This is a genomic window from Komagataeibacter medellinensis NBRC 3288 (assembly GCF_000182745.2).
Taxonomy (GTDB): Bacteria; Pseudomonadota; Alphaproteobacteria; order Acetobacterales; family Acetobacteraceae; genus Komagataeibacter; species Komagataeibacter medellinensis.
Genome location: NC_016027.1, coordinates 1260546 through 1286635 on the forward strand (window position 1 = coordinate 1260546; position 26090 = coordinate 1286635).

Below are 26090 nucleotides of genomic sequence, written 5' to 3' on the forward strand. Positions count from 1 at the left end.
TCCGACAATGAACCCGGAACTTGGAAATTTTGCCCTGGCGCTGGCATGCTGCATGGCCGCCGGACAGGCGATCCTGCCCCTGATCGGCGCACAGCGGCGCGATACCCGGCTAATGGCGCTGGCCCCTGCACTGGCGATAGGGCAGATGATCGCGCTGATCACCGCATTTGCGTGCCTGGTCCATGCCGCCATCACCAATGATTTTTCCGTGCAGAACGTGGCCGCCAACAGCGCGGTCAGCAAACCGCTGCTGTACAAGATCACTGGCGTATGGGGTAACCATGAGGGGTCGGTCCTGCTTTGGGCGATGATCCTGTCCATCTGCGGTGGCGCGGTAGCGCTGTTTGGCCGTAACCTGCCTTCCGCGCTACAGGCGCGCGTCATTGGGGTTCTGGGTGGAGTTGCAGCAGGCTTTGAACTGTTCTGCCTGACCACATCCAACCCGTTTGCCCGCGTATGGCCCGCACCGTTGGATGGTCAGGGCATGAACCCGCTGCTGCAGGATCCCGGCCTCGCGTTCCATCCGCCCATTCTCTACACCGGTTATGTTGGCTTTGCCGTGCCCTTCGCCTTCGCCATCGCCGCCCTGCTTGAAGGCCGGGTGGATGCCGCATGGGGTCGCTGGGTACGCCCGTGGGCGGTGGCGGCATGGTGCTTCCTGACCTGTGGCATCGCCATGGGATCATGGTGGTCTTACTACGTGCTGGGCTGGGGTGGGTACTGGTTCTGGGACCCGGTGGAGAATGCCTCGCTCATTCCATGGCTGACGGGCACGGCGCTGGTGCATTCCGCCATTGTGGTGGAAAAGCGCGAGGCGCTGAAGATCTGGACCGTACTGCTGGCGATCGGTACGTTCTCGTTCTCGCTTTCCGGCACATTTCTTGTGCGTTCGGGCATCCTTAATTCCGTCCATGCCTTTGCCAATGACCCGGCGCGTGGCGTGTTCATCCTCGGGCTGCTGGCGCTGGTCATCGGCGGGTCGCTGCTGCTGTTCGCGATCCGTGCGCCGCAGCTGACCACGGGGGGGCTGTTCGCACCTGTATCGCGTGAAGGGCTGCTGGTACTCAACAACATCCTTCTGTGCTCCATCTGCGCGGTGGTGCTGACGGGTACGATGTACCCCCCCTTCATGTCGCTGCTGTTTGGCAAGACGATTTCGGTCGGCAAGCCATTCTTTGACGCAACCACCATCCCGCTGGCCATCCCGCTCATGGTATTCATGGGCTTTGGCCCGATGGTGCCATGGAAGCGGGCACAGATGTGGCCGGTCCTGCGCCGCCTGTGGTGGGCAGCATGCGTGGCACTGATGGCGCTGGTTGTCGCGACCTTCCGGATGCGTGACATCCTGGCGGTGCTGGCGACGGCCACGGCGGTATGGGTCATCTGTTCCAGCATTGCCGATGTTGCCGAACGCCTGCGCCTGTTCCGCCAGCCGCTGACCTATAGCTGGCAACGCGCACGCAGCCTGCCGCGTGCGGTGTTTGGTGCGGCCCTTGCGCATGCCGGCGTTGGCATCGTGGTACTGGGCATTGCCGGCATGTCGCAGGCAGCGCACCGGATTGTGGAAGTGCATGTGGGTGAAAGCGAGATGCTGGCCGGTGACAGCTGGACCCTGACCGACGTGCATCCGGCTGAAGGCCCGAACTACAGCGCGCTGGTCGCCACCATAGAGGTCCGTCACAACGGCAGGCTGATCACCACGCTGCACCCCTCCAAGCGCACATTCGCCAGCCAGCACCAGACCACGACAGAAGTTGCGATCCATACCAACCTCATGGCCGACATCTATGGCGTGCTCGGGGACAAGCATGGGGATGACGTCAACCCGACCTATGTGCTGCGCCTGCATTACAACCCACTGGCGCCGTGGATGTGGCTGGGTGGGCTGATCATGGCCATTGGCGGGGCGCTGTCGCTGTCTGACCGGCGTGTGCGCGTGGGTGCCCCGCGCCGGGCAAAAACTGTTGATGTGGTGGTAGTGCAATGAGCAGCCAGCCTCCTTCCCCCACCCGTCGCCGCCTGCTGATGGCGGCCCCGCTGGTTGTGGCCGGCGGGGTGGGCGTGGGCTTCTGGCGCATGCTGTCGGGCATGACAAAGGGATCGTTCGATCCGCATGACATCCATGCCCCCGCACTCAACCGTCCCGTTCCAGATTTTGCCCTGCCTGACCAGGCGCCGGGACAGGGCTTTTCCGCGCAGGACCTGCGTGCGCTGAAATCCCCGGTGTTGGTGAACTATTTCGCATCGTGGTGCATTCCGTGTGTTGCCGAAATGCCGGTGTTGAACGCGCTGAAGGAGCGCCTGCCGATCTGGGGCATTGCGTATAAGGACAAGCCCGAACACGCGCTGGGCTTTGTGCAGCGCGCGGGTAATCCCTATGCCCGCATTGCCGCTGACCGCAACGGGCTGGCCGCGATCGACTGGGGCGTATCCGGTGTACCGGAAACCTTCCTGATCGGGCCGGGCGGCGTCATCCGCTGGCATACGGCATCGCCCATTACCGAAACCATGATCACCAATACGATCATGCCGCTGGCGGACAGCCTGAAGTCATGAAGACACATCCCATGCGCCGTGGTGGCGTGATTGCCCTGCTGGTCTGCCTGCTGTTTGCCCCGCTTGTGGCCATGGCGGTAGATGATCCGTCGGAAATGCTGCCCGACCCGGCACAGGAACAGCGTGCCGAAGCAATTGGCTCCCAGCTGCGCTGCCTTGTGTGCCAAAACGAATCTATCGAGGACAGCAGCGCCGATCTGGCCCGTGACCTGCGCCATGTGGTACGCGAGCACGTGGCCAAGGGCGAGAACAACCAGCAGATCATGGACTGGATGGTCAGCCGTTACGGTAATTTCATCCGCCTCAGGCCGCCGCTGACCGTTGGCACGCTGCTGCTGTGGGTCATGCCGCTGCTCGCACTGTGCATTGGCATCGGCATTGCATGGTGGACCTTCCGCAGGCCCCGCGCCCCCATTCCAGCCCCGCTGAGTGATGAAGAGCGCCGCCGCCTGTCCGACCTGACCAAAACACGCTGAGAGTGACATGATCTGGATTGGTATCTGCCTTCTTGGCGTGATTGCGCTGCTGCCCGCGCTGCTGTCGTTCCGCCGCGCCACCGTGCTGCGCGACGAACGTGAAACTGCCCTTGTGCTGCATCAGGCCCAGTTGGCCGAACTGGAGCGCGACCTGCAGGAAGGCATGATCGCGCCTACCGAGCATGATAGCGCAAGGCTGGAAATCCAGCGCCGCCTGCTGGGGGTTGACCTGCTACCCAGCGAAAGTGCTGGCCGTTCCACCTCCACCATGGTCACCATGGCAGCCTTGGTGGGTCTGCCGGTCGCGGCCGTGGCGCTGTACCTATGTGTCGGGCATCCCCAGCTTCCGGCACAGCCGCTGGCCCCGCGCCTTGCGGCCCTGAAGCAGGAAGACCACCGCAATGATGCGATCATTGATCGGCTACGTGACCAGCTCAAACTGATCCCCGCAGGCGACCCCAGCCTGTTCCAGGGGTATGTGCTGCTGGGCCAGGCGGAAGCAGGGCGTGACCATTACGCCGCCGCGGCCGCAGCCTGGCGTAATGCAATCGCCCAGCGTTTTGATCCTGAAGTGGCAGCGCGTGCGGCAGAAGCGCAGATGATGGCCGATGGCGGCCACATCTCGCCTGAAACAGCCGACCTGTACCGCCGCGCGCTGGATGCAGCCCCCGCCGATGCCCCATGGCGCATGACGGTGCAGCAGCGCATTGCCCAGTCCGAGCACCAGTAGCCGCATCAACAACACGCTATCCATGGGCTGGCATGGGCTTTTTGTGCTTGCCAGTTTCCTCGCCTTGGGCGGAAACTGGCTGCATGAACAAAGACAACACCCCTGCCCCCCCCCCTGCGGCTGATACAGCGCAGGATGAAGCGGCCAAGGAAGCCGCATTGCTGAAGCAGCCCGCCGAGCCCGATGAACGCGGTGGCCCCAAGGGGCCGGAGCCAACGCGCTACGGGGACTGGACGGTCAAGGGGCGGTGCGTGGATTTCTGAACAGAACGCATCAGATAAAAAATAATAAAAGTCTTTGGGTGTCGCCTTTTTTCAAAAAGGCGACGTTCTTTGAAGCTTTTTGGGAAAAAAGCTTCACCTAAAACTTCTTTATACTTTGCTGCTTGTGCCGGAGCTGCGCGTTCAGCCGATCTCGTTGGGTAGCGGCCCGCGCCCGAAAGAGGTCTGCCGCGCCCTGTGTCCCGGCGGTGGGATATTGCACGAGATCAGGTAGATCCCGGCAACGAATACCAGTTGCGAGAGCGAATTGAACCACAGCGCCAGTTCATAAGCCCGCTCCGCCGTTACAGCCTGATACACCGCATAGGCTGCAAACGGGATGGAAATGGGCCGCATGCCCGCCAGCATGACGCGAAGCGGGTTCTGGTAGCCCGGCCTGACCATCCGGCGCAGGCGGTGGATGCCAATGTAGAATATGACCTCGAAAAACCAGCCCAGCAGGTTGGTGATCACGTTGTTCAGCGTCATCCCTTCCAGTACCAGCAGAGCGGAAATGGATGCCGCCGACAGCACGATCGAACCGACCTGAAAGCTCATGCCCACTTCCATGGCTGTCAGGCGTTCAGGCAGGGCATCGGCAAAAGGCTGGAAAATCCGGTCCAGCAGCCAGGAATCGAACTGGTTGACGCGATCACCAAATGACATGACTGTTCACGCTCTCCTTACACCCATCGTGGATGGTAGTGTTATCTGTCACACACGGCGGCGACAACCGCATCGGGGTAACTTCCCGCCATCCCGGCCAGTGCCGTGTTGCTGAGCATGACAATACTCACCCCCCGCGCCCGGTCCACCACCCACTGGTGCCCGTACACACCGCTCCATGTAAAACTGCCGGGGCTGAGCGGCGTGCGCGCGGCCTCGGGATTGGCTATAACCGCGCCGCCATAGCCAAAACGCCGACCGCGTGCAAGCGGCCCCATGTCCACATCTCCGATCGCATTGCGACCGAACAGTGCGGCCGATGCGGGTGCCAGCAGCCCTTCGCCCCCCAGACGGACAGCTTCGAGAAACGCCAGGAATTCTCCTGCTGTGCCCACCATGCCCGCACCACCAGAGGGATAGGAAGCGGGGTTGAATATCCGGTCGGGTGCAAAGCGGATCTCCCCCACCCCGCCACCGGGCAACAGGCGAGGCAGTGCATAACTTGCGCCCATGCGGATCGGGACGGGCCGCGCATCGGCATAGCAGGCGGCCAGACTGTCATGCGCGGGCGGGACAAAGCCGGTCTGAAGCCACCCCAGCGGGCCGCCCACATGCTGGCGCACGGCCTGTGGCAGGGACAGGCCGGTAATCTTTTCAATCACCCCGCCCATCACATCCAGCCCCAGCGAGTAGCTCCACCCCTGTCCTGGCGCGAAAACCAGCCGCGTCGTGGCCAGGCGGGCAAGGTTATCGGCCAGCGATACGCCGGGGTCGGCAATCCCGTCCGACACCCCAGCACGCAGGTAGGGATTGTCATCGCGCGGGAAAGAGAAGCCATAGGTCAGCCCGCTGGTATGGGTCAGCAACTGGTGGGGCGTGATGACGCAGGCCCCGCCATCAGGTAGGGTGGGCCGGAAGTCCGGCAGGTATCGGGTAACCGGGGCATGCAGGTCCAACATGCCCTGTTCGACCAGAGCAAGGGCGGTGGCGGTCACCACGGGCTTGGTAAGGGATGCGAGGCGGAATACGGTATCGGGCCGCATGGGGCTTGCCTGTTCCCTGTCCGCAAGCCCCATGGCCTCGGTCACCACGGTCTGGCCGTCAACCGCCACCAGCACGACCGCGCCGATCAGTCGGCCGGTCTGCACGGCAACCTGCATGACCTGACGGACACGGTCCGCCATATGCGCGGGATCAGGCTGGGCGTGGGGCATGATTTCATCCTTGTTGGACAGAAGGAAAACAGGTGAACTGGTCGGCACGCCCAAAGCAGCGTAACCTTGGGGCATGATAGCACGCCTGTTTCGCAAGACATTCCCCCTCTCCTTCCTGTTATGTGCCAGTTGCCTGATACCCGGCCTGCCCGCCATTGCCCGGACCGGGACGGGCACAGCAGTACGGGAGCAACCCGAAATGCCGGTACAGGCCACGCTGCCCAACGGGTTGCGGGTCGTGATCGTGCCGGACCGGCTGGCGCCGGTGGTCAGTACCGAAATCAACTACCTTGCCGGTTCAGCCGCGGCACCGGCAGCCTTTCCCGGCACGGCACATGCGCTGGAACACATGATGTTCCGGGGCAGCGAGGGGCTGGATCGTGACCAGTTGGCCGCCATCGGCGCACGGCTGGGCGGCAGCTACAATGCCGATACGACGGAAAACGTAACCCAGTTCTTCTACACCGCCCCGGCTGAAAACCTGGATGTGCTGCTCCACATCGAGGCCCTGCGCATGAACGGCCTGACACTGGCAGCCGATGACTGGGCGCATGAACGTGGGGCGATCGAGCAGGAAGTCTCGCGCGATCTGTCCAGCCCGGGCTATGTCTACCTGTCGCGGCTACAGTCCATCCTGTTTGCAAACACCCCCTACGAACATGACGCACTGGGCACACGCCCGTCGTTTGACAGGACGGATACCACCCTGCTGCGCCGATTCTACCGCGACTGGTATGCCCCCAACAACGCCATACTGGTCATTGCGGGCGATGTGGACGCGGCGCGTACGCTGGCCATGGTGCGCAAGACCTTTGGCGCGATCCCGGCCCGCAAACTCCCCGCCCGCCCGGAAATCCATCCTGGTCCCGTTCAGGCACAGACCCTGCAGTTCCCGACCGATTACCCCATGGGGCTGGTGGCCATAGCCAGCCGCATGCCCGGCCAGAACAGCCATGACTTCGCTGCGGCGCGCATCCTGTCCGATGTGCTGTCCAGCCAGCGGGGCGCCTTGTATGAACTGGTGCCACAGGGGCGTGCGCTGCTGGCCAGCTTTGACTTCATAACCAAATCGGATGCGGGAATCGGCATCGCCATTGCTGCCTTCCCTAAGGGGAGCGCGCCCGGCCCCCTTCAGGCCCGCATGCAGGACATCCTGCGCAGCCTGCGTGAAAACGGCGTACCTGCCGATCTGGTCGATGCAGCCAAGCGCAAGGAACTGGCCGAGCTTGGCTTTGCCGCCAACAGCATTTCCGGTCTTGCGGAAAGCTGGTCGGAAGCGCAGGCGGTCATGGGTCTGCAATCCCCCGATGACGAGGCAGCCGCCTTCGCCGCCGTCACACCGGAGGACGTCAACCGCCTGGCCCGGCAGGTACTTGACCCACAACAGGCCATTACCGCCATCCTGACCCCGCGCGACGGCGGCCACCCCGCACCCGGCAAGGGATTTGGCGGCTCCGAATCCTTTGCCAGCGTGCCGGATCACCCCGTCACCCTACCCGCGTGGGCCAATGCCAGCCTGCGCACCGTACGCCCCCCCGTGCCTGCGGCACCGCCTGCAACCTTTACCCTGCCCAATGGACTGAAACTGGTCGTACGCCCCGCCACCGTCAGCCATACCATCAACCTGTATGGTATCATCCGCCATAACGAGGACATGCAGGAACCTCCCGGCCAGGAAGGCATTGCCGACATTACCGATGAACTGTTCCGCTATGGCAGCACCATGCATGACCGGATTGGCCTGCAGAAAGCACTGGATGACATTGCCGCTACCGAAAGTGCGGGAACCACATTCAGCCTGAACGTGCTGACCCCGGATTTTGACCGGGGACTGGACCTGCTAGCGGAAAACGAGCTTCATCCCTCCCTGCCCGAAGCGGCGTTCAGGGTGGTACGCGCCAATACCGCCGCCTCCCTGTCCGGCCTGCTGCATTCGCCCAGTTACCTGTTTGGCCGGGCACTCCAGGCCGCCGTATCCCCACCGGGTGACCCCTCGCTACGGCAGGCGAACCCGGCCAAGGTAATGAAACTGACGCTGGCGGACTGTCGGGCCTTCTGGGGGGCGGCTTACCGCCCGGACCTGACCACCATCGTCATAACCGGCGACATCACGCCCGATGCCGCCTACAGGGCAGTTACCCGTACCTTCGGTCCATGGCAGGCCATTGGCCCGACCCCTGCAATCGACCTGCCGCCCCGACCGGACAGCCATGCGCGCGTTATGCATGTGCCCGATCCGTCCAGCATGCAGGCGAGCGTATCGCTCCCTGAAAGCCTGGGCATAACGGTGGACAACCCGGAGCATTTCGCACTCAACATGGGCAATGAAATCCTTGGCTCCGGCTTTTCATCGCGCCTGTACCGCGACCTGCGGGTCCGCACCGGATATGTCTATACCGTCCGTAGCAACCTGACATGGAAGCGCCACCGCAGCGCCTACAACATCTCCTTCGGTGCAGACCCGGACAAGATTGCCGCCGCCCGTACGGCTGCCGTGCATGACCTTATCGCCATGCAGACCGAACCTGTCAGCGAAGACGAACTGGTCATGGCTCGCACGGGCCTGCTGCGCAGCCTGGCCCTGCAATCGGCCAGTCTTGATACGATTGCCGAAAGCTACCTGCATTTCAGTAATCTTGGCCTACCATTCAATCAGAACGATATCGCGGCACAGGCCTATTACACGATGGATGCCACAACCATCCGCGATGCCTTCCGCAAATGGATCCGCCCGGCGGATCTGGCCACAATCATCAAGGGGCCGGTTACTACGCCGTAACTGGTTATTCTAAAATAATAAAAGTTTTTGGGTGCCGCCTTTTTTAAAAGGCGGCGTTCCTTGGAGCTTTTTGAAAAAAGCTTCATCAAAAAACTTCTTCATGATTTGTACGGGAGCGCGTTCCAGCCACCGTTTTCCGCATCCAGACCGATAAAGTCCCTGCAATCCAATAAAAAAGGGCGGTGCATTCCTGCACCGCCCTTTTCGCACACTATCCGGCCTACATGGCAGGCCGGACACTGTTGCGGGATCAGTTCTCTGCGTTACGGCGACGGATCGCTGCACCCAGGATATCACCCAGCGAAGCCCCGCTATCGGACGAACCGTAGTCGGTGATCGCCTGCTTGTCTTCCTCGACCTCACGGCCGCGGATGGTCAGGGCCAGCTTGCGGGCTGCGCGGTCAACCGAGACAACCTTCGCATCGACACGCTCACCAACGGCAAAACGCTCCGGACGCTGGTCGGCCTTGTCGCGTGCCAGTTCCGCACGGCGGATGAAACCGGTCAGCACGTCGTCAACCTTCACCTCAATGCCGTTCGACTGAACAGCGGTCACGATGCAGGTCACAACGGCGCCCTTCTGCACCTTGCTCAGGGTATCGGCGGCCGGATCTTCATGCAGCTGCTTGATACCGAGCGAGATGCGCTCCTTCTCCACGTCCACGTCCAGAACCTTGGCCTTCACGACCTGGCCCTTTTCGTAGTGGCTCATGGCAACTTCGCCCGGCTCGTCCCACGACAGATCGGACATGTGAACCATGCCGTCGATGTCGGCGGACAGGCCGATGAACAGGCCGAACTCGGTGATGTTGCGGATCTCGCCTTCCACCACGGAACCAACCTTGTGTTCCTCGGCGAACTGCTCCCACGGGTTGCGCTGCACCTGCTTCAGGCCCAGCGAGATGCGGCGCTTCGCGCTGTCCACATCCAGAACCATCACATCGACTTCCTGAGAAGTGGCGACGATCTTGCCCGGATGGACGTTTTTCTTCGTCCAGGACATTTCGGACACGTGCACCAGACCCTCGACGCCCGGCTCCAGTTCCACGAATGCACCGTAATCGGTGATGTTCGTGACGCGACCGGTGTAACGGGCACCCGGGGGGTACTTGATCGCCACGTTTTCCCACGGGTCAGCCTCAAGCTGCTTCATGCCCAGCGAGATACGCTGCGTATCGGGGTTGAAGCGGATGACCTGCACGCGAACCGGCTGGCCGATCTGCAGGGCTTCGGACGGGTGGTTGATGCGCTTCCATGCGATATCGGTCACATGCAGCAGGCCATCGACGCCGCCGAGGTCCACGAACGCACCGTAATCGGTGATGTTCTTGACCACGCCATCAAGGATCATGCCTTCCTTCAGGCCCTGGATCAGCTCGCTGCGCTGTTCCGCACGGGTCTCTTCAAGAACCGCACGACGCGACACGACGATGTTGCCGCGTGCGCGGTCCATCTTCAGGATCTGGAAGGGCTGGGGCACGCCCATCAGCGGGGTCACGTCGCGTACAGGACGGATATCCACCTGGCTGCCGGGCAGGAACGCCATCGCGCCGCCCAGGTCAACGGTGAAGCCACCCTTGACGCGGCCATAGATGGTGCCGTTGACGCGCTGGTTGCTTTCGAACGCCTTTTCCAGGTTCGACCAGGCTTCCTCGCGACGGGCTTTTTCACGCGACAGGACGATGGATCCGTCACGATCTTCGTACCGCTCGACGAACAGTTCGATGACATCGCCCGGCTTGACATCGGGGGTAACGCCCGGCGGGCCGAATTCCTTGAGGGAGACGCGCCCTTCGCTTTTCAGGCCGACATCGACGATCGCGAATTCATCCGTCAGGCGGACGACGCGACCCGTGACAACGGAACCGTCAAAGGCGGAGTCCCGACCAAGGGTTTCCTCAAGAAGGGCGGCAAAGTCCTCGCCACCCTTATGGTCGGCGACGGGCTGTGTTGTGGCTGAAGCCATGAGTTACTCGTAAATCCTGTAACCACACATCACCACGCGGGCGCGTGTGGACAATCCTGCGCCCCGCCTGCCCGCATGAATGCACGCGGCCATGGGAACGGCTTGCCCGGCGAAAAAATGCCCCGACACGGTCGCAGCACGCCTGACGGCCAATAAATGTAACGCCACCCCCCGCGCGCGGGCGCGTGGGGTATGCACCGTTGTGCACAGACACCCTATGGATGGCAGATGTCAATAAAAACCATGGCCGCGATCCCTGGTTCTTGCACAAAAACGCTTCAGCGCGTCATGCGTGCAACGACCCGGAGCGCTTCGGCCAGTACCTCATCCGCGTTCAGGTGGTCGGTCTCGATATGCACAGCATCTTCCGCCGCCCGTAGGGGGGCGACAGCGCGGCTGGAGTCCGCTGCATCCCGTGCCGCGATCTCACGCTCCACACGGGCAATCTGTTCAGCGCGATCCGGCACGTCAGTGCAGGCCGCCATCTGTTCCCACCGCCGCACGGCACGGGTGTAGGGGGATGCGGTGATGAACAGCTTGACCGAGGCATCGGGAAAAATGACGGTACCGATATCCCGTCCGTCCAGCACCGCACCATGCGTGTCGGCAAAACGGCGCTGCACATCGACCAGCATGCGGCGCACGGCGGGCTGACTGGCCACAAGGCTGGCGGCGCGGTCCACTTCGGGCACGCGCAGGTCGGTGCGGCTCAGGTCCGCAAGTCCGACAGAGGCTGCAAATGCCTCCGCCGGTGCCGTGGCGGGGTCCTGCCCTGCATCGATCATGCGCCGCCCCGTGGCGCGATACAGCAGCCCGGTATCCAGATAAGGCAGGCCCAGCGCTTCCGCCAGCCTGCGTGCCAGCGTGCCCTTGCCTGCGGCGGCAGGCCCGTCAACCGCAATGACCAGCCGCCGCGTCATGCCCCCAGCCCTGCGCCGATGCTGTTCATAAGGGTGGTGAAACCGGGGAAGCTGGTGTCGATGAAAGCCGTGTCATCCACCGAGACCGGCTTTTGGGCCGCAAGCCCCATGATGATGGCGCTCATGGCCAGCCGATGGTCCATATGAGTACGGACCAGGCCCCCACCGGGAATGGCACCGCCGGTGCCATGCACGATCATGTCATCACCCACGACCTCAACCCGAACGCCATTGACTTCCAGCAAGGCCACGGTCGCGGCAAGGCGGTCGCTTTCCTTCACGCGCAGTTCCTCCAGCCCGCGAAAGCGCGACTGACCGGTAGCGTGAGCGGCGGCAACGGCAAGGATGGGATATTCATCAATCATGGACGGCGCGCGCGTGGCGGACACATCCACACCGTGCAACGCGCCGACAGTGGCGGTGATGTCACCTACCGGTTCCCCCCCTTCCACGCGCTCGTTGCTGATGACGAGATTTGCCCCCATTTCGCGCAGTGAGATGAACAGGCCAGTGCGCAACGGGTTCAGGCCCACACCGCGTACACTGACTTGTGATCCCGGCACCAGCAGCGCCGCCACCAGCACGAAGGCCGCCGATGACGGATCACCCGGCACCACGATGTCACGCGCCACCAGGTCCGGCCGCCCCTGCAGGGTAATGACGCACCCGCCCGCATCCAGCGGGGCCACCTGCACGCTGGCGCCAAAGTGGCGCAGCATGTTTTCGGTATGGTCGCGCGTGGCCACGGGTTCTTCCACCCGCGTCTCGCCCACCGCGTTCAGCCCGGCCAGCAGCACGGCGGACTTGACCTGGGCTGAAGCCACCGGCAGCCGGTAGGAGAGCGGCGGCGGGTTGGCATTGCCCGCAATGGCCAGTGGCAGCCGCCCGCCCTGACGCGCCAGAAACGTGGCCCCCGTGGCGGCCAGCGGATCCATCACGCGTTTCATCGGACGGCCACGCAGGCTGGCATCGCCCGTCATGACGGAGGTAAAGCCGTGGCTTGCCAGAATGCCCGATAGCAGGCGGGCAGCCGTGCCCGAATTGCCCATGTCCAGCACATCGGCGGGTTCGCGCAGGCCGTCCAGGCCATGACCCACTACAATCCACACGCCAGACGTTTCAGAGCGGGTAATATCCGCACCCAGCGCACGCATGGCATCGGCGGTACGCAGCACGTCCTCGCCTTCAAGCAGGCCAACGATGTGGGTCGTGCCGCGCGCAAGGGCAGAAAACATCAGCGAACGGTGGCTGATCGACTTGTCGCCCGGGACATTGACATGGCCGGACAGGCCCGCACGCGGGGCCGAGACCGTCAGCGCGCAGACGGAAGAAGGGGCATGATCGGTTTTCATAACGCGTCCAATTCCGTATTCCAGGTGGCAAAGTCAATCACAGATCGGCATGATCCCCCTGTCGGGGGCATGCGCCACCGTTTGACAGGCGGCGCACAAACTGGCATGGGGCTGCGCCTTTTGCCACTTTACGAATACCGTGGCTCCATTCATCATTCAAAACAGGATCGACAGGTTCAAGATGGTTCAGTCCAACCTCGGCACCAAACGTGTCTGTGTCTCCTGCAGCGCCCGTTTCTACGATCTAAACAAGAATCCGGCGATCTGCCCCAAATGCGGTGCTGAACAGCCCGTAGAACTGCCCCGCGTGCGCCGCCCGGTGGAAGTCGTCCCCGAATCCAAGCCCAAGACCGGCGATGATGCGCTGGAAAACGATGTCGATCTGGACACAGATACGGATGAAGACACCGACGCCGTGCTGCCCGACGATGCAGGACTGGATGATGATGACGATGATGACATCAGCAGCGCCGACATTGACGTAAAAACCGACAAGGACGACCACGACAACTGATCCCGCCCGACAGGCCCGGCGCGAAAGCGCCGGGTCACTGTGCATCAGCAGGCGGGATTACGACGCTCGATCTCGACGCCAACCGATTCGGCATCGTCGAAGATGTCGAGTTTTTCCACGCTGACCCGTGTCACACGCACGCGCTTTTCCGCCAGCACGCCTGCGGCGATCCGCTCGGCCAGCGTCTCGACCAGGGCCACGTGCCCCTGCGCCACCAGTTCGCGCACCAGCAGCACCACGCGCTCATACGAGACCGTGCGCGCCAGATCATCCACACCCACCGCCAGCGTTGCGTCATCCGCCACGCCAAAGGCCACATTGACCCGTATGCGCTGGGTTACCCCCTGCTCATGCGCGAATACGCCTATACGGGCGTCCAGTACCATGTTGCGTACGAACAAGCAGCGCAACGGTTCGGGTTCATTCCAGGGCGGCAGCAGGGACATGATAGTTCCGGTCGGTTGAAGGATTCAGCCCCGTACGGGCGTAGGCGACCACTGCATGTGCTGGCCGCCATCAAGCGCCAGCATCTGCCCGGTCACGGAAGGCAGGCAGACCAGTGAGAGCGCCGCACGGGCAATTTCATCCGGTGTAGCGACACGGCCCAGCGGCACGGAGGCACACTGGCGGGCGAACTGCTCCGCACTCTGGGCCGGCGTGGGCAGGACCGGACCGGGGCCAATGGCATTGACCCGGATATTGCGTGGCGCCAGCGCCAGCGCCATGGTCTGGGTCAGTGTCCATAATGCCGCCTTGGACACCGTATAGCTGACAAAATGCGGGGTAAGCGACCAGACACGCTCATCAAGCATGTTCAGCACCATGCCCTCGGCATGGGCAGGCAGCAGCCGGGCGAATTCCTGCATCAATACGAATGGCGCGCGGGTATTGGGCTCAATGTGGGCATCCCAACCCGCGCGAGTGGCGCTGTCCCATTCATCACGCCGGAACAGGCTGGCATTGTTCACCAGCACGCCAACCGGCCCCAGCGCGTGCGTTACAGCACCCAGCAGGGGTGTCACCGCCGCCTCGCATGCCAGATCAGCCTGCACCAGGTGGGCCTGGCGGCCCAGTGCGCGGATTTCGGCCGCGGTCTCTCTGGCAGCCTGCATGGAATGGTTGTAATGCAGGCCCACGTCAAACCCCGCGTGCGCGAGTTCCAGCGCAATCGCGCGGCCAAGGCGGGCCGCCCCCCCGGTCACCAGCGCCACGCGCGGCATACCCTGTGGCACCGGCCAATATGGGGCGGAGTTCATGCGGGCCGACGCGCCATGATGGCAGCAGCAAGTGTGCCGTCATCGAGCACATCCAGCGCGCCCCCTACGGGCACGCCCTGCCCCACACGACTGACCTGCACATCAAAACGAGCAAGACGTTCATGCAGCCAGTGCATGGTTGTAGCGCCCTCTACCGTGGTGCCCAGTGCAAGGATCACCTCGCGCACACCACCAGCGGCGATACGGTCCAGCAGGGACTGGACATTCAGGTCATCCGGCCCGATGCCCGAAAGGGCGGAGAGCGTACCACCGAGCACCTGATACACACCACGATGCACGCCCGCACGCTCGAGCGCCCACAGGTCGCCCACGTTCTCCACCACGCAGACCAGTCCGTCATCACGCGTGGGGTCCGTACAGATGCCACACGGGTCTGTGGTGTCCAGATTGCCGCAGCGCGAACAGGTGCGCACGGCCCGCGCCGCCTGTTCCATGGCCTGCGCCAGAGGCAGCATGCGTGCATGGGGCTGGCGCAGCAGGGCAAGGGCCGCGCGCCGTGCCGAACGTGGCCCCAGCCCCGGCAGGCGACCCAGCAGGGTTATCAGGCGGTCGATCTCGCCGCGGCCGCTCATCCCTGTTCCTTCCGGCAGATGCTCAGAACGGGAATTTCATGCCGCCGGGCAGGTTCATCCCGCCGGTGACCTTCTTCATTTCCTCGCTGGCGGTCGCATCGAGCTTCTTGCGGGCATCGGCGCTGGCGGCAAGGATCAGATCCTGCAGCATTTCCATTTCAGCCGGATCTGCCAGCTTGGGGTCGATGGTGATCGACTTCATGTCCCCCTTGCCGTTCATGGTCAGGGTGACCATGCCCGCACCCGCGCTGCCTTCGATGGTCATGGTTTCCAGCTTGGCCTGCATTTCTTCCATGCGGGCCTGCATCTGGGTGGCCTGTTTCATAAGACCGGCAAGATTTTTCATGTCTGGTATATCTCCTCAAGCAAACTCGTCTGTATCCAGATCATCCTCTCCTGCCAGATCGGCATCGAGAGGGGCAAATTCGAGATCCGGAACCAAATTCTGGCCCGCCATTTCTTCGGGCGGCAGGCCGTAATCATCAAGCGCGTGGTCGGTCACCTCACCCAGCCGGGCGGTCGGAAAAACCTGCATTGCCGCCTGCACCAGCGGATGGGCCTCGGCTGCGGCACGGTGCAACTGGATGATTTCCGCTCCCTGCTCGGCCAGGGTGGCCTCACCCGGCGCATCCGACAGGCGGACCTGCCATGAACCGTCACCCGTTCCCTCGCGCAGCAGGGCCTCAAGCCGCCGGGCCAGGCCAGGCAGGCTGTTGCGCTCCACGCGGACCTCGATCAATGGAGGGGCGAAGGAGACAAGATGGGTCGCATGTCGCAGGTGGCCATGCAGCATGGCGTCCCGGCCCGAGACAAAGGCCACGGTCTCGCGCCATGTACGTGGTGGTGCAGTGGGGAGCTGAGCGGGTTCGGTCTCCTCCATCTGGCCCGGCCTGGGCGTGGGGTGGGGCGCGCTGTCCACCCGCATGCCACCATTGGCCACCATGCGGAGTTCCCCACCGCCCACAGGCGGTGACGCACCGACCGGGGCGGCAGCGGCCTGTACCCCCGCATGGGCCGATGGGGCACCCTGTCCCTCCGCACCCGCCGGGATGGGGGAAGCGTGGATGGGCGTGGCCGCACCGTCCTGCCCCAGCATCCCGCGCACCACATCACCCGGTGGTGGCAGGTCGGCAACGTAGCACAGGCGGATCAGCACCATGTCTACCGCCTGCCTACGGTCCGGCGCGTGCTCGACTTCGGCAACACCCTTGAGCAGCATCTGCCATGTCCGCCCCAGCACTGGCACCGGCACGCGCTCGGCCAATGCGGCACCCCGCTGGCGCTCGGCTTCCGGCAGTTCGGGATTATCACGCAGGGCCGGAATGGCCTTGATGCGCGAGACGGTATGCACCAGCTCCAGTACATCGCCCAGCATGACGCCAAGGTCACCACCACGCATGTACACATCACCCGTTATATCCAGCGCGCGGTCAGCCCGGCCTTCCAGCACGGCTTCCAGCAGGTCGAACACCAGCCCGCGATCCGCCAGCCCCAGCATGCCCGATACCAGATCCACCCCGATGGGGGCAGCATCTACCCCCCCTTCCCCATCCAGTGTACCCTGGGCCATGGCCTGATCCAGCAGCGACAGGCCATCACGCACCGAGCCATCGGCCGCGCGCGCGATCAGGGCCAGCGCATCGGCGCTGAAACGCACATGCTCGGCCTGTGCCACGCGGTCAAAATGGGCGGCCAGTTCCACCTGCGGCACGCGGCGCAGCGCAAAGGTCTGGCACCGCGACAGCACGGTCACCAGCACCTTGCGCAGTTCGGTTGTGGCAAAAATGAAGGTAACCTGCGGTGGCGGTTCCTCCAGTGTCTTGAGCAGGGCGTTGAACGCGTTGCGCGAGAGCATGTGGACCTCATCAATGATGAAGACCTTCATGCGTCCCTGCAGCGGGCGGAAGCGCGTCGCCTCGATAATTTCACGCACATCATCCACGCCCGTACGGGATGCGGCGTCAATTTCCAGCACATCAGGGTGCCGGTCCGCCAGAATCGCCACGCAGTTGGGGCATACGCCACACGGGTCGGCCGTGGGGCCGCCCTTGCCATCTGGCCCGGTGCAGTTGAGCGCGCGCGCGATGATGCGGGCCGTGGTCGTCTTGCCCACACCGCGCACACCAGTCAGCATGAATGCATGCGCCACACGCTTCTGGGCAAAGGCGTTACGCAGAATGCGGACGGTAGTTTCCTGCCCGATCAGGTCATCGAATGTAGTGGGGCGGTATTTTCGGGCCAGCACACGGTAGGGCGCTGCCGCAGCGTCATCCGGCCCGGCGGGCACAGGAGATGGCTGGGGTGCGTCGCCAAACAGGCCGGGACCATCTGCGGGCGGTGCAGGCAGCCCGGCCTCCTCGGAACGATCCTGATCCGACGGGACGGTCATTGATGCATCCGGGCTGGAGAAGTAGCCATCATGCGCGGCACGATGGCGACACAGAAACTTGCAGGTGGAAGACCGGCCATAACCCGGACGAAACTTACTACGGCTGCTTCCTTCCGGACCTGACCAGGTTAGCAAGGTATCCGTCTACAACCGATCTCCCGGGCGGGTTCTAACACATACACCCGCCCTATGCACAAGGGGCATTGAAAAAAAATAACAGCCCCCTGTCCTCACTCCCCTACGGCAGCGCCGGACTGGTGGCGCATGTCGGCCCCGCCATAGTAACGGGCCTGCCCCGCACGGCCGATGCGCGGACCACCGGCCAGAATGCTTTCGGCCACGCCCCAAGGGGCGTGTTCCTCAATCGTATAGCCCTCACGGGTCAGGGTGCGTTCAACAGCGGGGGAAAGCGCACCCTTTTCCACCTGCACTACATCGGGCTGCCACTGTTCATGGATGCGCGGCAGGTCGACCGCCTGCTGCACGTCCAGCCCGTAATCCACCATACCCGTCAGTACTGACAGCACGATGGTGGGAATACGCGACCCGCCGGGGCTGCCCAGCACCATGACCGGTTGCCCCGCGCGTGAGACAATGGTCGGTGCCATGGACGAAAGTGGCGTCTTACCCGGTGCGATCGCATTGGCTACACTGCCAACGATACCGAACATGTTGGGCGCACCGGGCTGGCTAGAAAAGTCGTCCATCTCGTCATTCATGACAATGCCGGTACGCCCGGCCACCACACCCGCGCCGAACCAGCCATTGAGCGTGTAGGTCACGGCAACGGCCATCCCATCACGGTCGGCTATGGAATAATGGGTGGTTTCCTCCTTCTCGCCCCCGGCGTTACCGGGATGAAGGCTGGCGGAAGGGACAGCGTGGTTGAGCGGCAGGTACTGGCGGATCTGCCGTGCATAGGCCGGATCGGTCAGGTGGGCGACAGGATTGGTGACAAAGGCCGGATCGCCCAGGTCCTGCCGGTCGGCATAGGCGTGGCGCATGGCCTCGACCTCACGCTGCACGCTGGCCGCCGTATGCAACCCGAGGGCGTGCATGTCGTAGCCCGACAGGATGTTAAGCATCTCGCACAATGCCACACCACCCCCGCTGGGCGGGGGAGCCGTATCGATATGATAGCCACGATAGTCGCACGACAGAGGGGCCATCATACGCGTATGGTAGCTGGCAAAATCCCGGCGCGACAGGATACCGCCGCCCTTTGTGCTGCTTTTTACGATTTCTTTGGCAATCGGCCCTTCATAGAAGGCGCGCGCGCCATCGCGTGCGATCCGCTCCAGCGTGCGGGCCAGATCGGACTGCACCAGCTTCTCCCCTACTGCCAGCGGCGTGCCATCAGCATGCAGGAAAATTTTGCTGGCATACGGGTCTTTGGCAAAAGCGGCCGTAGATGTGCGCAGCAGGTCCACATCGCTGGCCTTGAGGATAAAACCATCACGCGCCAGCGCAATCGCGGGCGCCATCACATCCGCGCGCGGCAGCCTGCCCCAGCGGCCATGCACCTCCTCCATACCTGCCACGGTGCCGGGAATGGCCACAGCCCGCCACCCTTTGGTGGAGGCACCGGCAATGACATGGCCCGATCCGTCAAGATACATGTCCGGCGTGGCCGCACCCGGCGCGTGCTCACGAAAATCAAGAAACGTGACATGCCCGTCCGGCGTGCGCAGGGTCATGAACCCGCCGCCGCCGATGTTGCCGGCGGCGGGATAGACCACTGCCATCGCATAGCCCACAGCCACGGCTGCATCCACCGCATTGCCACCGCGCGCCAGAATGTCGGCCCCTACATGCGAGGCGATATCCTGCGCCGTTACCACCATACCCTCACGGCCCGGCATGGGGGCCTGGCCCACGGCCTGCCCCCCGCGCGTGGTCTCGAACGCCAGCGGGTCGGATACGGCAGCGCAGGCTGGCAGGGGCGCGCCTGTGGCCATGCATGTAAGAAAGACCGCACTGTACCGCAGCTTGCCGGAAAAAAGCATGAAGGTTCCGTTTCTGGTTCTCTGTCTCATCGCGCCCTCCGGGTACTGCTTCATGCCACTGGGTAGGGCGGACAGGTAAAGCCTGCGGGTGAGAGGGTGAAGACCTCGCACCCGTCCTCGGTCACACCCAGCATGTGCTCGAACTGAGCGGAGAGCGAACGGTCACGGGTTACGGCTGTCCAGCCATCATCAAGGATCTTTACATCCGCGCGGCCTGCATTGAGCATCGGCTCGATGGTAAAGAACATGCCCGGTCGCAGGACCAGCCCTTCGCCGGGACGGCCATAATGCAGCACATTGGGGGGCGCATGGAAGGTGCGGCCAATTCCATGGCCGCAGAAATCCTCCACCACCGAAAAGCGGCGCGCTTCGGCATAGGTCTGGATGACGTGGCCGATATCACCCAGCGTGGCGCCGGGGCGCACGGCATCAATGGACAGCATCAGCGACTCGTAAGTCGCCTCAATCAGCTTCTGGGCCTTTATGGGAATTTTGCCGAGCGTGTACATGCGGCTGGTATCACCATACCAGCCATCAAGGATGACGGTCACGTCAATGTTGAGAATGTCGCCATCCTTCAGCGCACGGTCTCCCGGTATGCCATGGCAGACGACATGGTTGATCGAAATGCAGCTCGAAGCCGGATAGCCCCGATAACCCAGCGTGGCCGGAACCGCGCCGTTGGCGACCATGAAATCGTGGATCAGGCGGTCAAGTTCGCCCGTGGTTACCCCTTCACGCACATGGGGCGTGATCATGTCCAGCGTGCGGGCGGCAAGCTGGCCTGCCGCCCGCATACCGGCAAAATCCTCGGGGGAATGGAGCTGGATTCCACCGCCCCGCATATCGCCTTCCATGGCGTGATCCTTTCCTGCACTCGATACATGACCACCCGCCCGCAGTCATGAAGGGACAACAGGAGCGCACCCGCCCGCAGGGCCGGACACACCGGATGGATGATGGTATTCCCTATACAGTGCCAGTCGCTTGCTGTCAGCTTCGGGTTTTGGCCCGCACATGGGTCGTATGTGCGGCATGGCCCATGCTGACAAGATGGACATGCTCCCGTACCGGGGCGGGGTGAATGTGCACCACCGTACCATGCCCGTGCCGGAGACGGATGTAGGATGCCGGGATGGCAGGCGCTTCGGCCACTTCCATCGGCCGGGAGGCATGCAGGCGGGCAGAGGCAAGCACAGTGCCGTGCGCCGGGCGCCGCCCCCATGCCGCGTGGGCCGCCTGCGCGCGCGCCAGCACCAGCGGTCGCACGGTAGCGGGGGCTATACCCTCGGCCTGGAAGCTGGCATCAAGCAGTTCCGCCATGGCGTTGTTGCGGCTGGCATTGGATTTCGCACCCATCACCACCGCAATCAGACGCACGTTATCGCGCACGGCGGAAGTGACGAGGTTATGTCCCGCCTCATCCGTATAACCGGTCTTAAGACCATCGGCCCCGGGATAGACGCCCAGCATGGGATCATGGTTGGGGATGGCACGCCCGTGGAAATAAAATCCGGGCACGGCAAAATAATGATAATATTCGCCATAATCGACAATCAGGTGCTGCGCCAGAACAGCCAGGTCGCGCGCCGAGGTCATCTGCTCCGGATTCGGCAGGCCGGATGCGTTACGGAACACGGTGTCGTACATGTGCAGGCGGCCTGCCTCACGCGTCATCATCGCGGCGAAGCGGGTCTCGTCCCCTCCACCCAGGAATTCGCCCAAAGCGCATGCGGCATCATTGGCGGATTTGGTAACAAGCGCCAGCACCGCCTGCTCGACCGTAAGGGAGGAACCAGGCCGCAGGCCCAGCCTGGACGGCTCCATTGAGGCGGCATGGACGGAAACCGGCATCTGCTGATCCAGCGAGATCTGACCCGTGCGCACGGCCTTGAAAGTCAGGTAGAGCGTCATAAGCTTTGTCAGGCTGGCGGGATAGCGCCGCAGGTCCGGGTCTTGCTGGGACAGCACGGCACCGGTGCGTGCATCCACCACGATGGAACTAACCTGGCCTGCGTACTGGGCACGCGCGGCATGCATGCCGCCAAGGCCGATGCACAGCCCGACGGTGGCCATGACGCGGAAGCGCGAGAAAGAGTGGATGGCAAAACGGCTCATATAAGGGGGGAACCTGCGGCTGCAATGACAGTCATATGGCATGTGGACATGCGGTGTTCACGCACGCCCCTCCGTCCATTTACGGGTTGCTGGTCTTGAGGCATTCTAAAAGAAAGGTTTTCTGTTCGTCCAGAGCGTATTTCCATACCCGATCATGGCGAAAGGATGAAAGCCATGGGAGCGAGCATAAAAAAATCCTTGTGCCAATGCCCCCGTACCCCTTTCAACAGGTGGGAAAGTTCCAATATGGTACATGTCATGTCTGCTCATGCCCGCCCCTTCCTACCCCATTCCGCACCATGGCCCGCCAGGGCCGGGATGCGCCCGCACAGCCATGGTGGCAACACGCCGCCACGGCGCAATGGCGGCCAGGACAGTCTCCCCGGCAATGATGACGGCATGATCGACGTGGTCATCCACACCCGCCCGCAGACCCGTAAGCCGGCGATGTACAAGGTGCTGATGCTCAACGACGACTATACGCCCATGGAATTCGTGGTGCATGTGCTGGAACGTTTTTTCCAGAAAAACCGCGAGGAAGCGACAGACATCATGCTCCACGTTCACAAACGTGGTGTCGGTGTGTGCGGGGTCTTTACGTATGAGGTCGCGGAAACCAAGGTAACACAGGTGATGGATCTGGCCCGCCAGAACCAGCACCCGCTGCAATGCACCATCGAAAAGGACTGACCAACGGGAAAGCCCCCGTCGTGGCCCTATCGCATGCCATGGCATTTTGTGCTGGCATTTCCCCGGCAACGGGGCAAGGATTGTCCTGACTTACCGGTTATGATCTCCGGGGCCATGCTGGCCCCATCTGGAAAAGGAGCGTCTCGGCATGTTGTCACGTAATCTTGAACAGACGCTTCACCGTGCGCTGACACTGGCGGGTGACCGCCGGCACGAATACGCAACGCTTGAACATCTCCTGCTTGCCCTGCTCGATGATCCGGATGCCGTGACGGTATTCCGCGCCTGCGGGGTAGACATGAACAAGCTGCGCACCGACCTGACCGACTTTCTGGACAAGGATCTGGCAGGTCTCGCCGCCGACCGTACTGTTGACCCCAAGCCCACTGCCGCCTTCCAGCGCGTGATCCAGCGCGCCGCCATCCATGTCCAGTCCACCGGGCGGGACGAGGTAACCGGAGCGAACGTGCTTGTGGCCCTGTTTGCCGAGCGCGAAAGCCATGCGGTGTATTTCCTGCAGTTACAGGACATGACACGTCTGGATGCGGTGAACTTCATCTCCCACGGCATTGCCAAGGCACCAGACCGCTCCACGCGTCGCCCCGTGGCTGGCAGTCCCCCCGAAAGCAATGAGAATGAGGAGCGTGCAAAGCCCGGGCAGAAAAGCCAGGATGCACTGTCCACCTACTGCACCAACCTCAATGAAAAGGCGCTGGCGGGCAAGGTTGATCCCCTCATCGGTCGCGACTCCGAAATCGAGCGTACGATCCAGATCCTGTGCCGCCGCACCAAGAACAACCCGCTCTATGTGGGTGACCCCGGCGTGGGCAAGACCGCCATTGCCGAAGGGCTGGCCAAGCGCATTGTCGAAGGTGACGTGCCTGAAGTGCTGCTCAATTCCACCATCTATTCGCTGGATATGGGCGCGCTGCTGGCTGGCACCCGCTACCGTGGCGATTTTGAGGAACGGCTGAAGGCGGTCGTGACCGAACTCGACAACAACCCCGGCTCCATCCTGTTCATCGACGAGATCCATACGGTGATCGGGGCGGGTGCGACTTCGGGCGGGGCGATGGATGCCTCCAATCTGCTCAAGCCCGCCCTTGCGGCCGGCACGCTGCGCTGCATGGGTTCGACCACATATAAGGAATACCGCCAGCACTTCGAGAAAGATCGCGCACTGGTGCGCCGGTTCCAGAAGATCGACGTGGCGGAGCCCTCGGTCGATGATGCGGTCAAGATCCTGCGTGGGCTGAAAGTCAATTACGAAAAGCACCACAAGGTGCGCTACACCGATGATGCGATCCGGGGTGCGGTGGAACTGTCCGCCAAGTACATCCATGACCGCAAGCTGCCCGACAAGGCCATCGACGTGATTGACGAAGTCGGTGCATCGCGCATGTTGGTGCCTGAAAACCGCCGCCGCAAGACGGTCACGCTGAAAGATGTGGAGGATATCGTCGCCAAGATCGCGCGCATCCCGCCCAAGAGCGTTTCGTCCGATGACAAGGAAACGCTGCGTTCGCTGGAGCGTGACCTCAAGGGCATGGTCTATGGGCAGGACAAGGCAATCGAAGCGCTGACCGCCGCAATCAAGCTGTCGCGCGCCGGACTACGTGATCCGGAAAAGCCGATTGGCAACTACCTGTTCTCCGGCCCCACGGGTGTCGGCAAAACGGAAGTGGCCAAGCAACTTGCCAGTACGCTGGGGATCGAACTGATCCGCTTCGACATGTCGGAATACATGGAACGGCATTCGATCTCGCGCCTGATCGGCGCACCGCCGGGCTATGTGGGCTTTGACCAGGGTGGCCTGCTGACCGATGCCATCGACCAGCACCCGCATGCGGTCCTGCTGCTTGATGAAATCGAGAAGGCGCACCAGGACCTGTATAATGTCCTGCTACAGGTGATGGACCATGGCCGCCTGACCGACCATAACGGCAAGACGGTGGACTTCCGCAACGTAGTCCTGATCATGACCACCAATGCGGGTGCTGCTGACCTGAGCAAGGAAGCGATCGGCTTTGGCCGCACGTCACGCGAAGGCGAGGATGAGGATGCGATCAAGCGCCTGTTTACGCCGGAGTTCCGCAACCGGCTGGATGCGATCATCCCGTTTGCCAACCTGTCGCCGCATGTGGTGGACCGGGTGGTTGAGAAGTTCATCTTCCAGTTGGAAGCCCAGTTGGCAGACCGCAACGTGATGATCGAGATCTCGTCCGCCGCGCGTGAATGGCTGGCGGAACGCGGGTATGATCGGCTGTATGGCGCACGCCCGCTGGGCCGTGTCATTCAGGAGAACATCAAGAAACCGCTGGCTGAGGAACTGTTGTTTGGCAAGCTGACCAAGGGCGGGGTGGCCAAGATCACGCTCAAGGATGGCAAGCTGGACTTTGAATACATCTCGCAGGCGGAAAACGCTTCTGCTGAAGGGGATGAAGGCGACAGCACCCGTGAAGAAGAAGCGGCGGATTAACCTCTCCCCTTCATAACCGGACCGACCAACAAGGACAGGGATCAGAAATGATCCCTGTTTTTTTATTCATACCCGTGAAAGAACCCATGCTGACCGCACTGCTCTACATCCCCGCCGCCTTTGCCGAAATTGCGGGCTGTTTCTGTTTCTGGGCATGGATGCGCCTTGGCCGTTCGGCATTCGTACTGTTGCCAGGCTGCCTTTCACTGGTACTGTTTGCCTGGCTGCTGACCTTCAGCCCTGCCGATAACGCGGGCCGGGCCTATGCCATTTATGGTGGGGTCTATATTGCCGCCAGCCTGATCTGGTCGTGGCTGGTGGAGAGCCTGCCGCCCGACCGGTGGGATCTGGGTGGGGCGGCCATCTGCCTTGCAGGGGCAGCCATTATCCTGCTGGCCCCGCACGGCTGAAAATCATTAAATCAGAAAGAAGTTTTTGGTAAAGATTTTGTCAAAAATCCTTAAAAAAACGCTGCCTTTTTGAAAAAGGCAGCACCAAAAAACTTTTACTCTTCTTTTTACTGGTAACGGGTACCGTTAACCACCACATAACCCTCAACCGGCCAGCTTTTGCCAGTGCCGTGATGGGTCCAGTCAATGCCCTGGCTTTGCGGGTTATCATAATAATAACGCCCCAGCACATCGGTCTGGTCCCCTTTGGCCACCCATGGCCATGTGGGCGCAGTCATGCGGTCAAGGTCGGACACAATGCGGATGGAGACCCCCTGTCCTACATCGACATAGAAGTAACCATGCAGCCCGCTGCGGGTACGCTTTGCGGGGGCGACCGTCATTACATGTCCACAGACATGTTCGACCCGGTCGGGATGGGGTGCCTGCGCGCTTTCCGCTGCCCGCAGGTCTGCCAGGAATTTGCTGTTATCGCAGGATTCGGGCACGGGACTGGTAATCGGCTGTGCCTTTTCCTTCCCTTCCCCGCCAGTACGCGCACTTTCCTCGTGCGCTTCATGGCGGTGGCGGTGGTGGCGAGCATGGGCGGCAGGTGCAAACGCGCCCTGCACCGCCAGAAGGGCCGCAAGCCCCATTACCCCGCGTAGCGGCCAGCGTGTCGCTGCCATCATTGTTCTCCCATCATGCAAGATCACAATCTTTTGCGGGGTGTGGAG

Annotated in this window: 24 protein-coding genes and 1 other RNA gene; 10 read left to right on the forward strand and 15 right to left on the reverse strand. The window is 62.6% G+C overall.

The features are described from left to right. The first annotated feature begins 7 nt into the window (after window positions 1–7). The 5 genes from GLX_RS05740 to GLX_RS05760 all read left to right on the forward strand — a co-directional run bounded on the left by GLX_RS05740 (window position 8) and on the right by GLX_RS05760 (window position 4025). On the forward strand, window positions 8–1987 hold the full coding sequence (locus tag GLX_RS05740; protein ID WP_014105060.1) for a heme lyase CcmF/NrfE family subunit: 1980 nt from the start codon (window positions 8–10) through the stop codon (window positions 1985–1987). After that, window positions 1984–2556, forward strand: a complete 573-nt coding sequence (locus GLX_RS05745) for a DsbE family thiol:disulfide interchange protein (protein WP_014105061.1) — start codon at window positions 1984–1986, stop codon at window positions 2554–2556. The genes GLX_RS05740 and GLX_RS05745 overlap by 4 nt, the downstream gene beginning before the upstream one ends. Continuing rightward, a complete protein-coding gene (locus GLX_RS05750) occupies window positions 2553–3032 on the forward strand; it encodes a cytochrome c-type biogenesis protein (RefSeq protein ID WP_014105062.1) in 480 nt (159 codons plus the stop codon). Before GLX_RS05745 ends, GLX_RS05750 begins: the two co-directional genes overlap by 4 nt. A 7-nt stretch (window positions 3033–3039) precedes the next feature. Further along, window positions 3040–3762: a c-type cytochrome biogenesis protein CcmI gene (ccmI, locus tag GLX_RS05755; RefSeq protein ID WP_014105063.1), complete on the forward strand. Its 723-nt coding sequence runs from the start codon at window positions 3040–3042 to the stop codon at window positions 3760–3762. An 83-nt stretch (window positions 3763–3845) separates the two neighbouring features. After that, window positions 3846–4025 (forward strand): DUF1674 domain-containing protein, encoded by a 180-nt coding sequence (locus GLX_RS05760; protein WP_041247204.1) that lies wholly within the window; start codon window positions 3846–3848, stop codon window positions 4023–4025. 141 nt (window positions 4026–4166) lie between these two features. On the opposite strand, the gene GLX_RS05765 is transcribed toward GLX_RS05760, so the two are convergent. Together GLX_RS05765 and GLX_RS05770 are read right to left on the reverse strand one after the other, a co-directional pair. Continuing rightward, window positions 4167–4688, reverse strand: coding sequence for a hypothetical protein (locus GLX_RS05765; RefSeq protein ID WP_014105065.1), 522 nt, complete (start codon window positions 4686–4688; stop codon window positions 4167–4169). Between the two features lie 41 nt (window positions 4689–4729). Beyond that, on the reverse strand, window positions 4730–5902 hold the full coding sequence (locus tag GLX_RS05770) for a serine hydrolase domain-containing protein (protein ID WP_041247650.1): 1173 nt from the start codon (window positions 5900–5902) through the stop codon (window positions 4730–4732). A gap of 73 nt (window positions 5903–5975) precedes the next feature. Between GLX_RS05770 and GLX_RS05775 the strand changes: the two genes are divergently transcribed. Further along, complete coding sequence (locus tag GLX_RS05775) at window positions 5976–8681, forward strand: M16 family metallopeptidase (RefSeq protein WP_014105067.1); 2706 nt, start codon at window positions 5976–5978, stop codon at window positions 8679–8681. A gap of 250 nt (window positions 8682–8931) precedes the next feature. Here the strand turns inward: GLX_RS05775 and rpsA are convergent, their stop codons facing one another. The 3 genes from rpsA to aroA form a co-directional block, all read right to left on the reverse strand. Further along, complete coding sequence (gene rpsA, locus GLX_RS05780) at window positions 8932–10647, reverse strand: 30S ribosomal protein S1 (protein ID WP_014105068.1); 1716 nt, start codon at window positions 10645–10647, stop codon at window positions 8932–8934. A gap of 278 nt (window positions 10648–10925) precedes the next feature. After that, window positions 10926–11567, reverse strand: coding sequence for a (d)CMP kinase (gene cmk / locus GLX_RS05785; RefSeq protein WP_014105069.1), 642 nt, complete (start codon window positions 11565–11567; stop codon window positions 10926–10928). After that, the gene (aroA, locus tag GLX_RS05790; protein WP_014105070.1) at window positions 11564–12919 is read right to left on the reverse strand and encodes a 3-phosphoshikimate 1-carboxyvinyltransferase; all 1356 of its coding nucleotides are present in this window, start codon (window positions 12917–12919) and stop codon (window positions 11564–11566) included. The genes cmk and aroA overlap by 4 nt, the downstream gene beginning before the upstream one ends. Before the next feature lie 181 nt (window positions 12920–13100). Between aroA and GLX_RS05795 the strand changes: the two genes are divergently transcribed. Next, complete coding sequence (locus tag GLX_RS05795) at window positions 13101–13433, forward strand: TIGR02300 family protein (protein ID WP_041247206.1); 333 nt, start codon at window positions 13101–13103, stop codon at window positions 13431–13433. Between the two features lie 44 nt (window positions 13434–13477). Here the strand turns inward: GLX_RS05795 and folB are convergent, their stop codons facing one another. The 9 genes from folB to GLX_RS05835 all read right to left on the reverse strand — a co-directional run bounded on the left by folB (window position 13478) and on the right by GLX_RS05835 (window position 21795). After that, a complete protein-coding gene (folB, locus tag GLX_RS05800; RefSeq protein ID WP_014105072.1) occupies window positions 13478–13879 on the reverse strand; it encodes a dihydroneopterin aldolase in 402 nt (133 codons plus the stop codon). A gap of 24 nt (window positions 13880–13903) precedes the next feature. Continuing rightward, window positions 13904–14689 carry an SDR family oxidoreductase gene (locus tag GLX_RS05805; protein ID WP_014105073.1) on the reverse strand — a complete coding sequence of 262 codons (786 nt, stop codon included), beginning with the start codon at window positions 14687–14689 and terminating at the stop codon, window positions 13904–13906. After that, complete coding sequence (gene recR, locus GLX_RS05810) at window positions 14686–15282, reverse strand: recombination mediator RecR (protein ID WP_014105074.1); 597 nt, start codon at window positions 15280–15282, stop codon at window positions 14686–14688. The genes GLX_RS05805 and recR overlap by 4 nt, the downstream gene beginning before the upstream one ends. 22 nt (window positions 15283–15304) lie before the next feature. Beyond that, window positions 15305–15628, reverse strand: coding sequence for a YbaB/EbfC family nucleoid-associated protein (locus GLX_RS05815; protein ID WP_014105075.1), 324 nt, complete (start codon window positions 15626–15628; stop codon window positions 15305–15307). A gap of 15 nt (window positions 15629–15643) precedes the next feature. After that, complete coding sequence (locus tag GLX_RS05820; protein ID WP_014105076.1) at window positions 15644–17671, reverse strand: DNA polymerase III subunit gamma/tau; 2028 nt, start codon at window positions 17669–17671, stop codon at window positions 15644–15646. Window positions 17672–17735: 64 nt separating this feature from the next. After that, window positions 17736–17830, reverse strand: an RNA gene (gene ffs / locus GLX_RS16405) — signal recognition particle sRNA small type. Between the two features lie 71 nt (window positions 17831–17901). Then, entirely contained in the window at window positions 17902–19677 is a 1776-nt protein-coding gene (gene ggt / locus GLX_RS05825; protein ID WP_014105077.1) for a gamma-glutamyltransferase, read from the reverse strand. A gap of 50 nt (window positions 19678–19727) precedes the next feature. Beyond that, window positions 19728–20534 carry a type I methionyl aminopeptidase gene (gene map, locus GLX_RS05830; RefSeq protein ID WP_014105078.1) on the reverse strand — a complete coding sequence of 269 codons (807 nt, stop codon included), beginning with the start codon at window positions 20532–20534 and terminating at the stop codon, window positions 19728–19730. 136 nt (window positions 20535–20670) lie between these two features. Beyond that, on the reverse strand, window positions 20671–21795 hold the full coding sequence (locus tag GLX_RS05835) for a D-alanyl-D-alanine carboxypeptidase family protein (protein ID WP_041247207.1): 1125 nt from the start codon (window positions 21793–21795) through the stop codon (window positions 20671–20673). 318 nt (window positions 21796–22113) lie between these two features. Between GLX_RS05835 and clpS the strand changes: the two genes are divergently transcribed. From clpS to GLX_RS05850, 3 genes are all read left to right on the forward strand, one after another. After that, window positions 22114–22485: an ATP-dependent Clp protease adapter ClpS gene (gene clpS / locus GLX_RS05840; protein WP_041247651.1), complete on the forward strand. Its 372-nt coding sequence runs from the start codon at window positions 22114–22116 to the stop codon at window positions 22483–22485. A gap of 148 nt (window positions 22486–22633) precedes the next feature. Further along, window positions 22634–24964: an ATP-dependent Clp protease ATP-binding subunit ClpA gene (gene clpA, locus GLX_RS05845; RefSeq protein ID WP_014105081.1), complete on the forward strand. Its 2331-nt coding sequence runs from the start codon at window positions 22634–22636 to the stop codon at window positions 24962–24964. A gap of 86 nt (window positions 24965–25050) precedes the next feature. After that, on the forward strand, window positions 25051–25374 hold the full coding sequence (locus tag GLX_RS05850; protein WP_041247652.1) for a YnfA family protein: 324 nt from the start codon (window positions 25051–25053) through the stop codon (window positions 25372–25374). Window positions 25375–25481: 107 nt separating this feature from the next. On the opposite strand, the gene GLX_RS05855 is transcribed toward GLX_RS05850, so the two are convergent. Further along, window positions 25482–26045: a DUF3465 domain-containing protein gene (locus GLX_RS05855; RefSeq protein WP_014105083.1), complete on the reverse strand. Its 564-nt coding sequence runs from the start codon at window positions 26043–26045 to the stop codon at window positions 25482–25484. Window positions 26046–26090 lie beyond the last annotated feature (45 nt).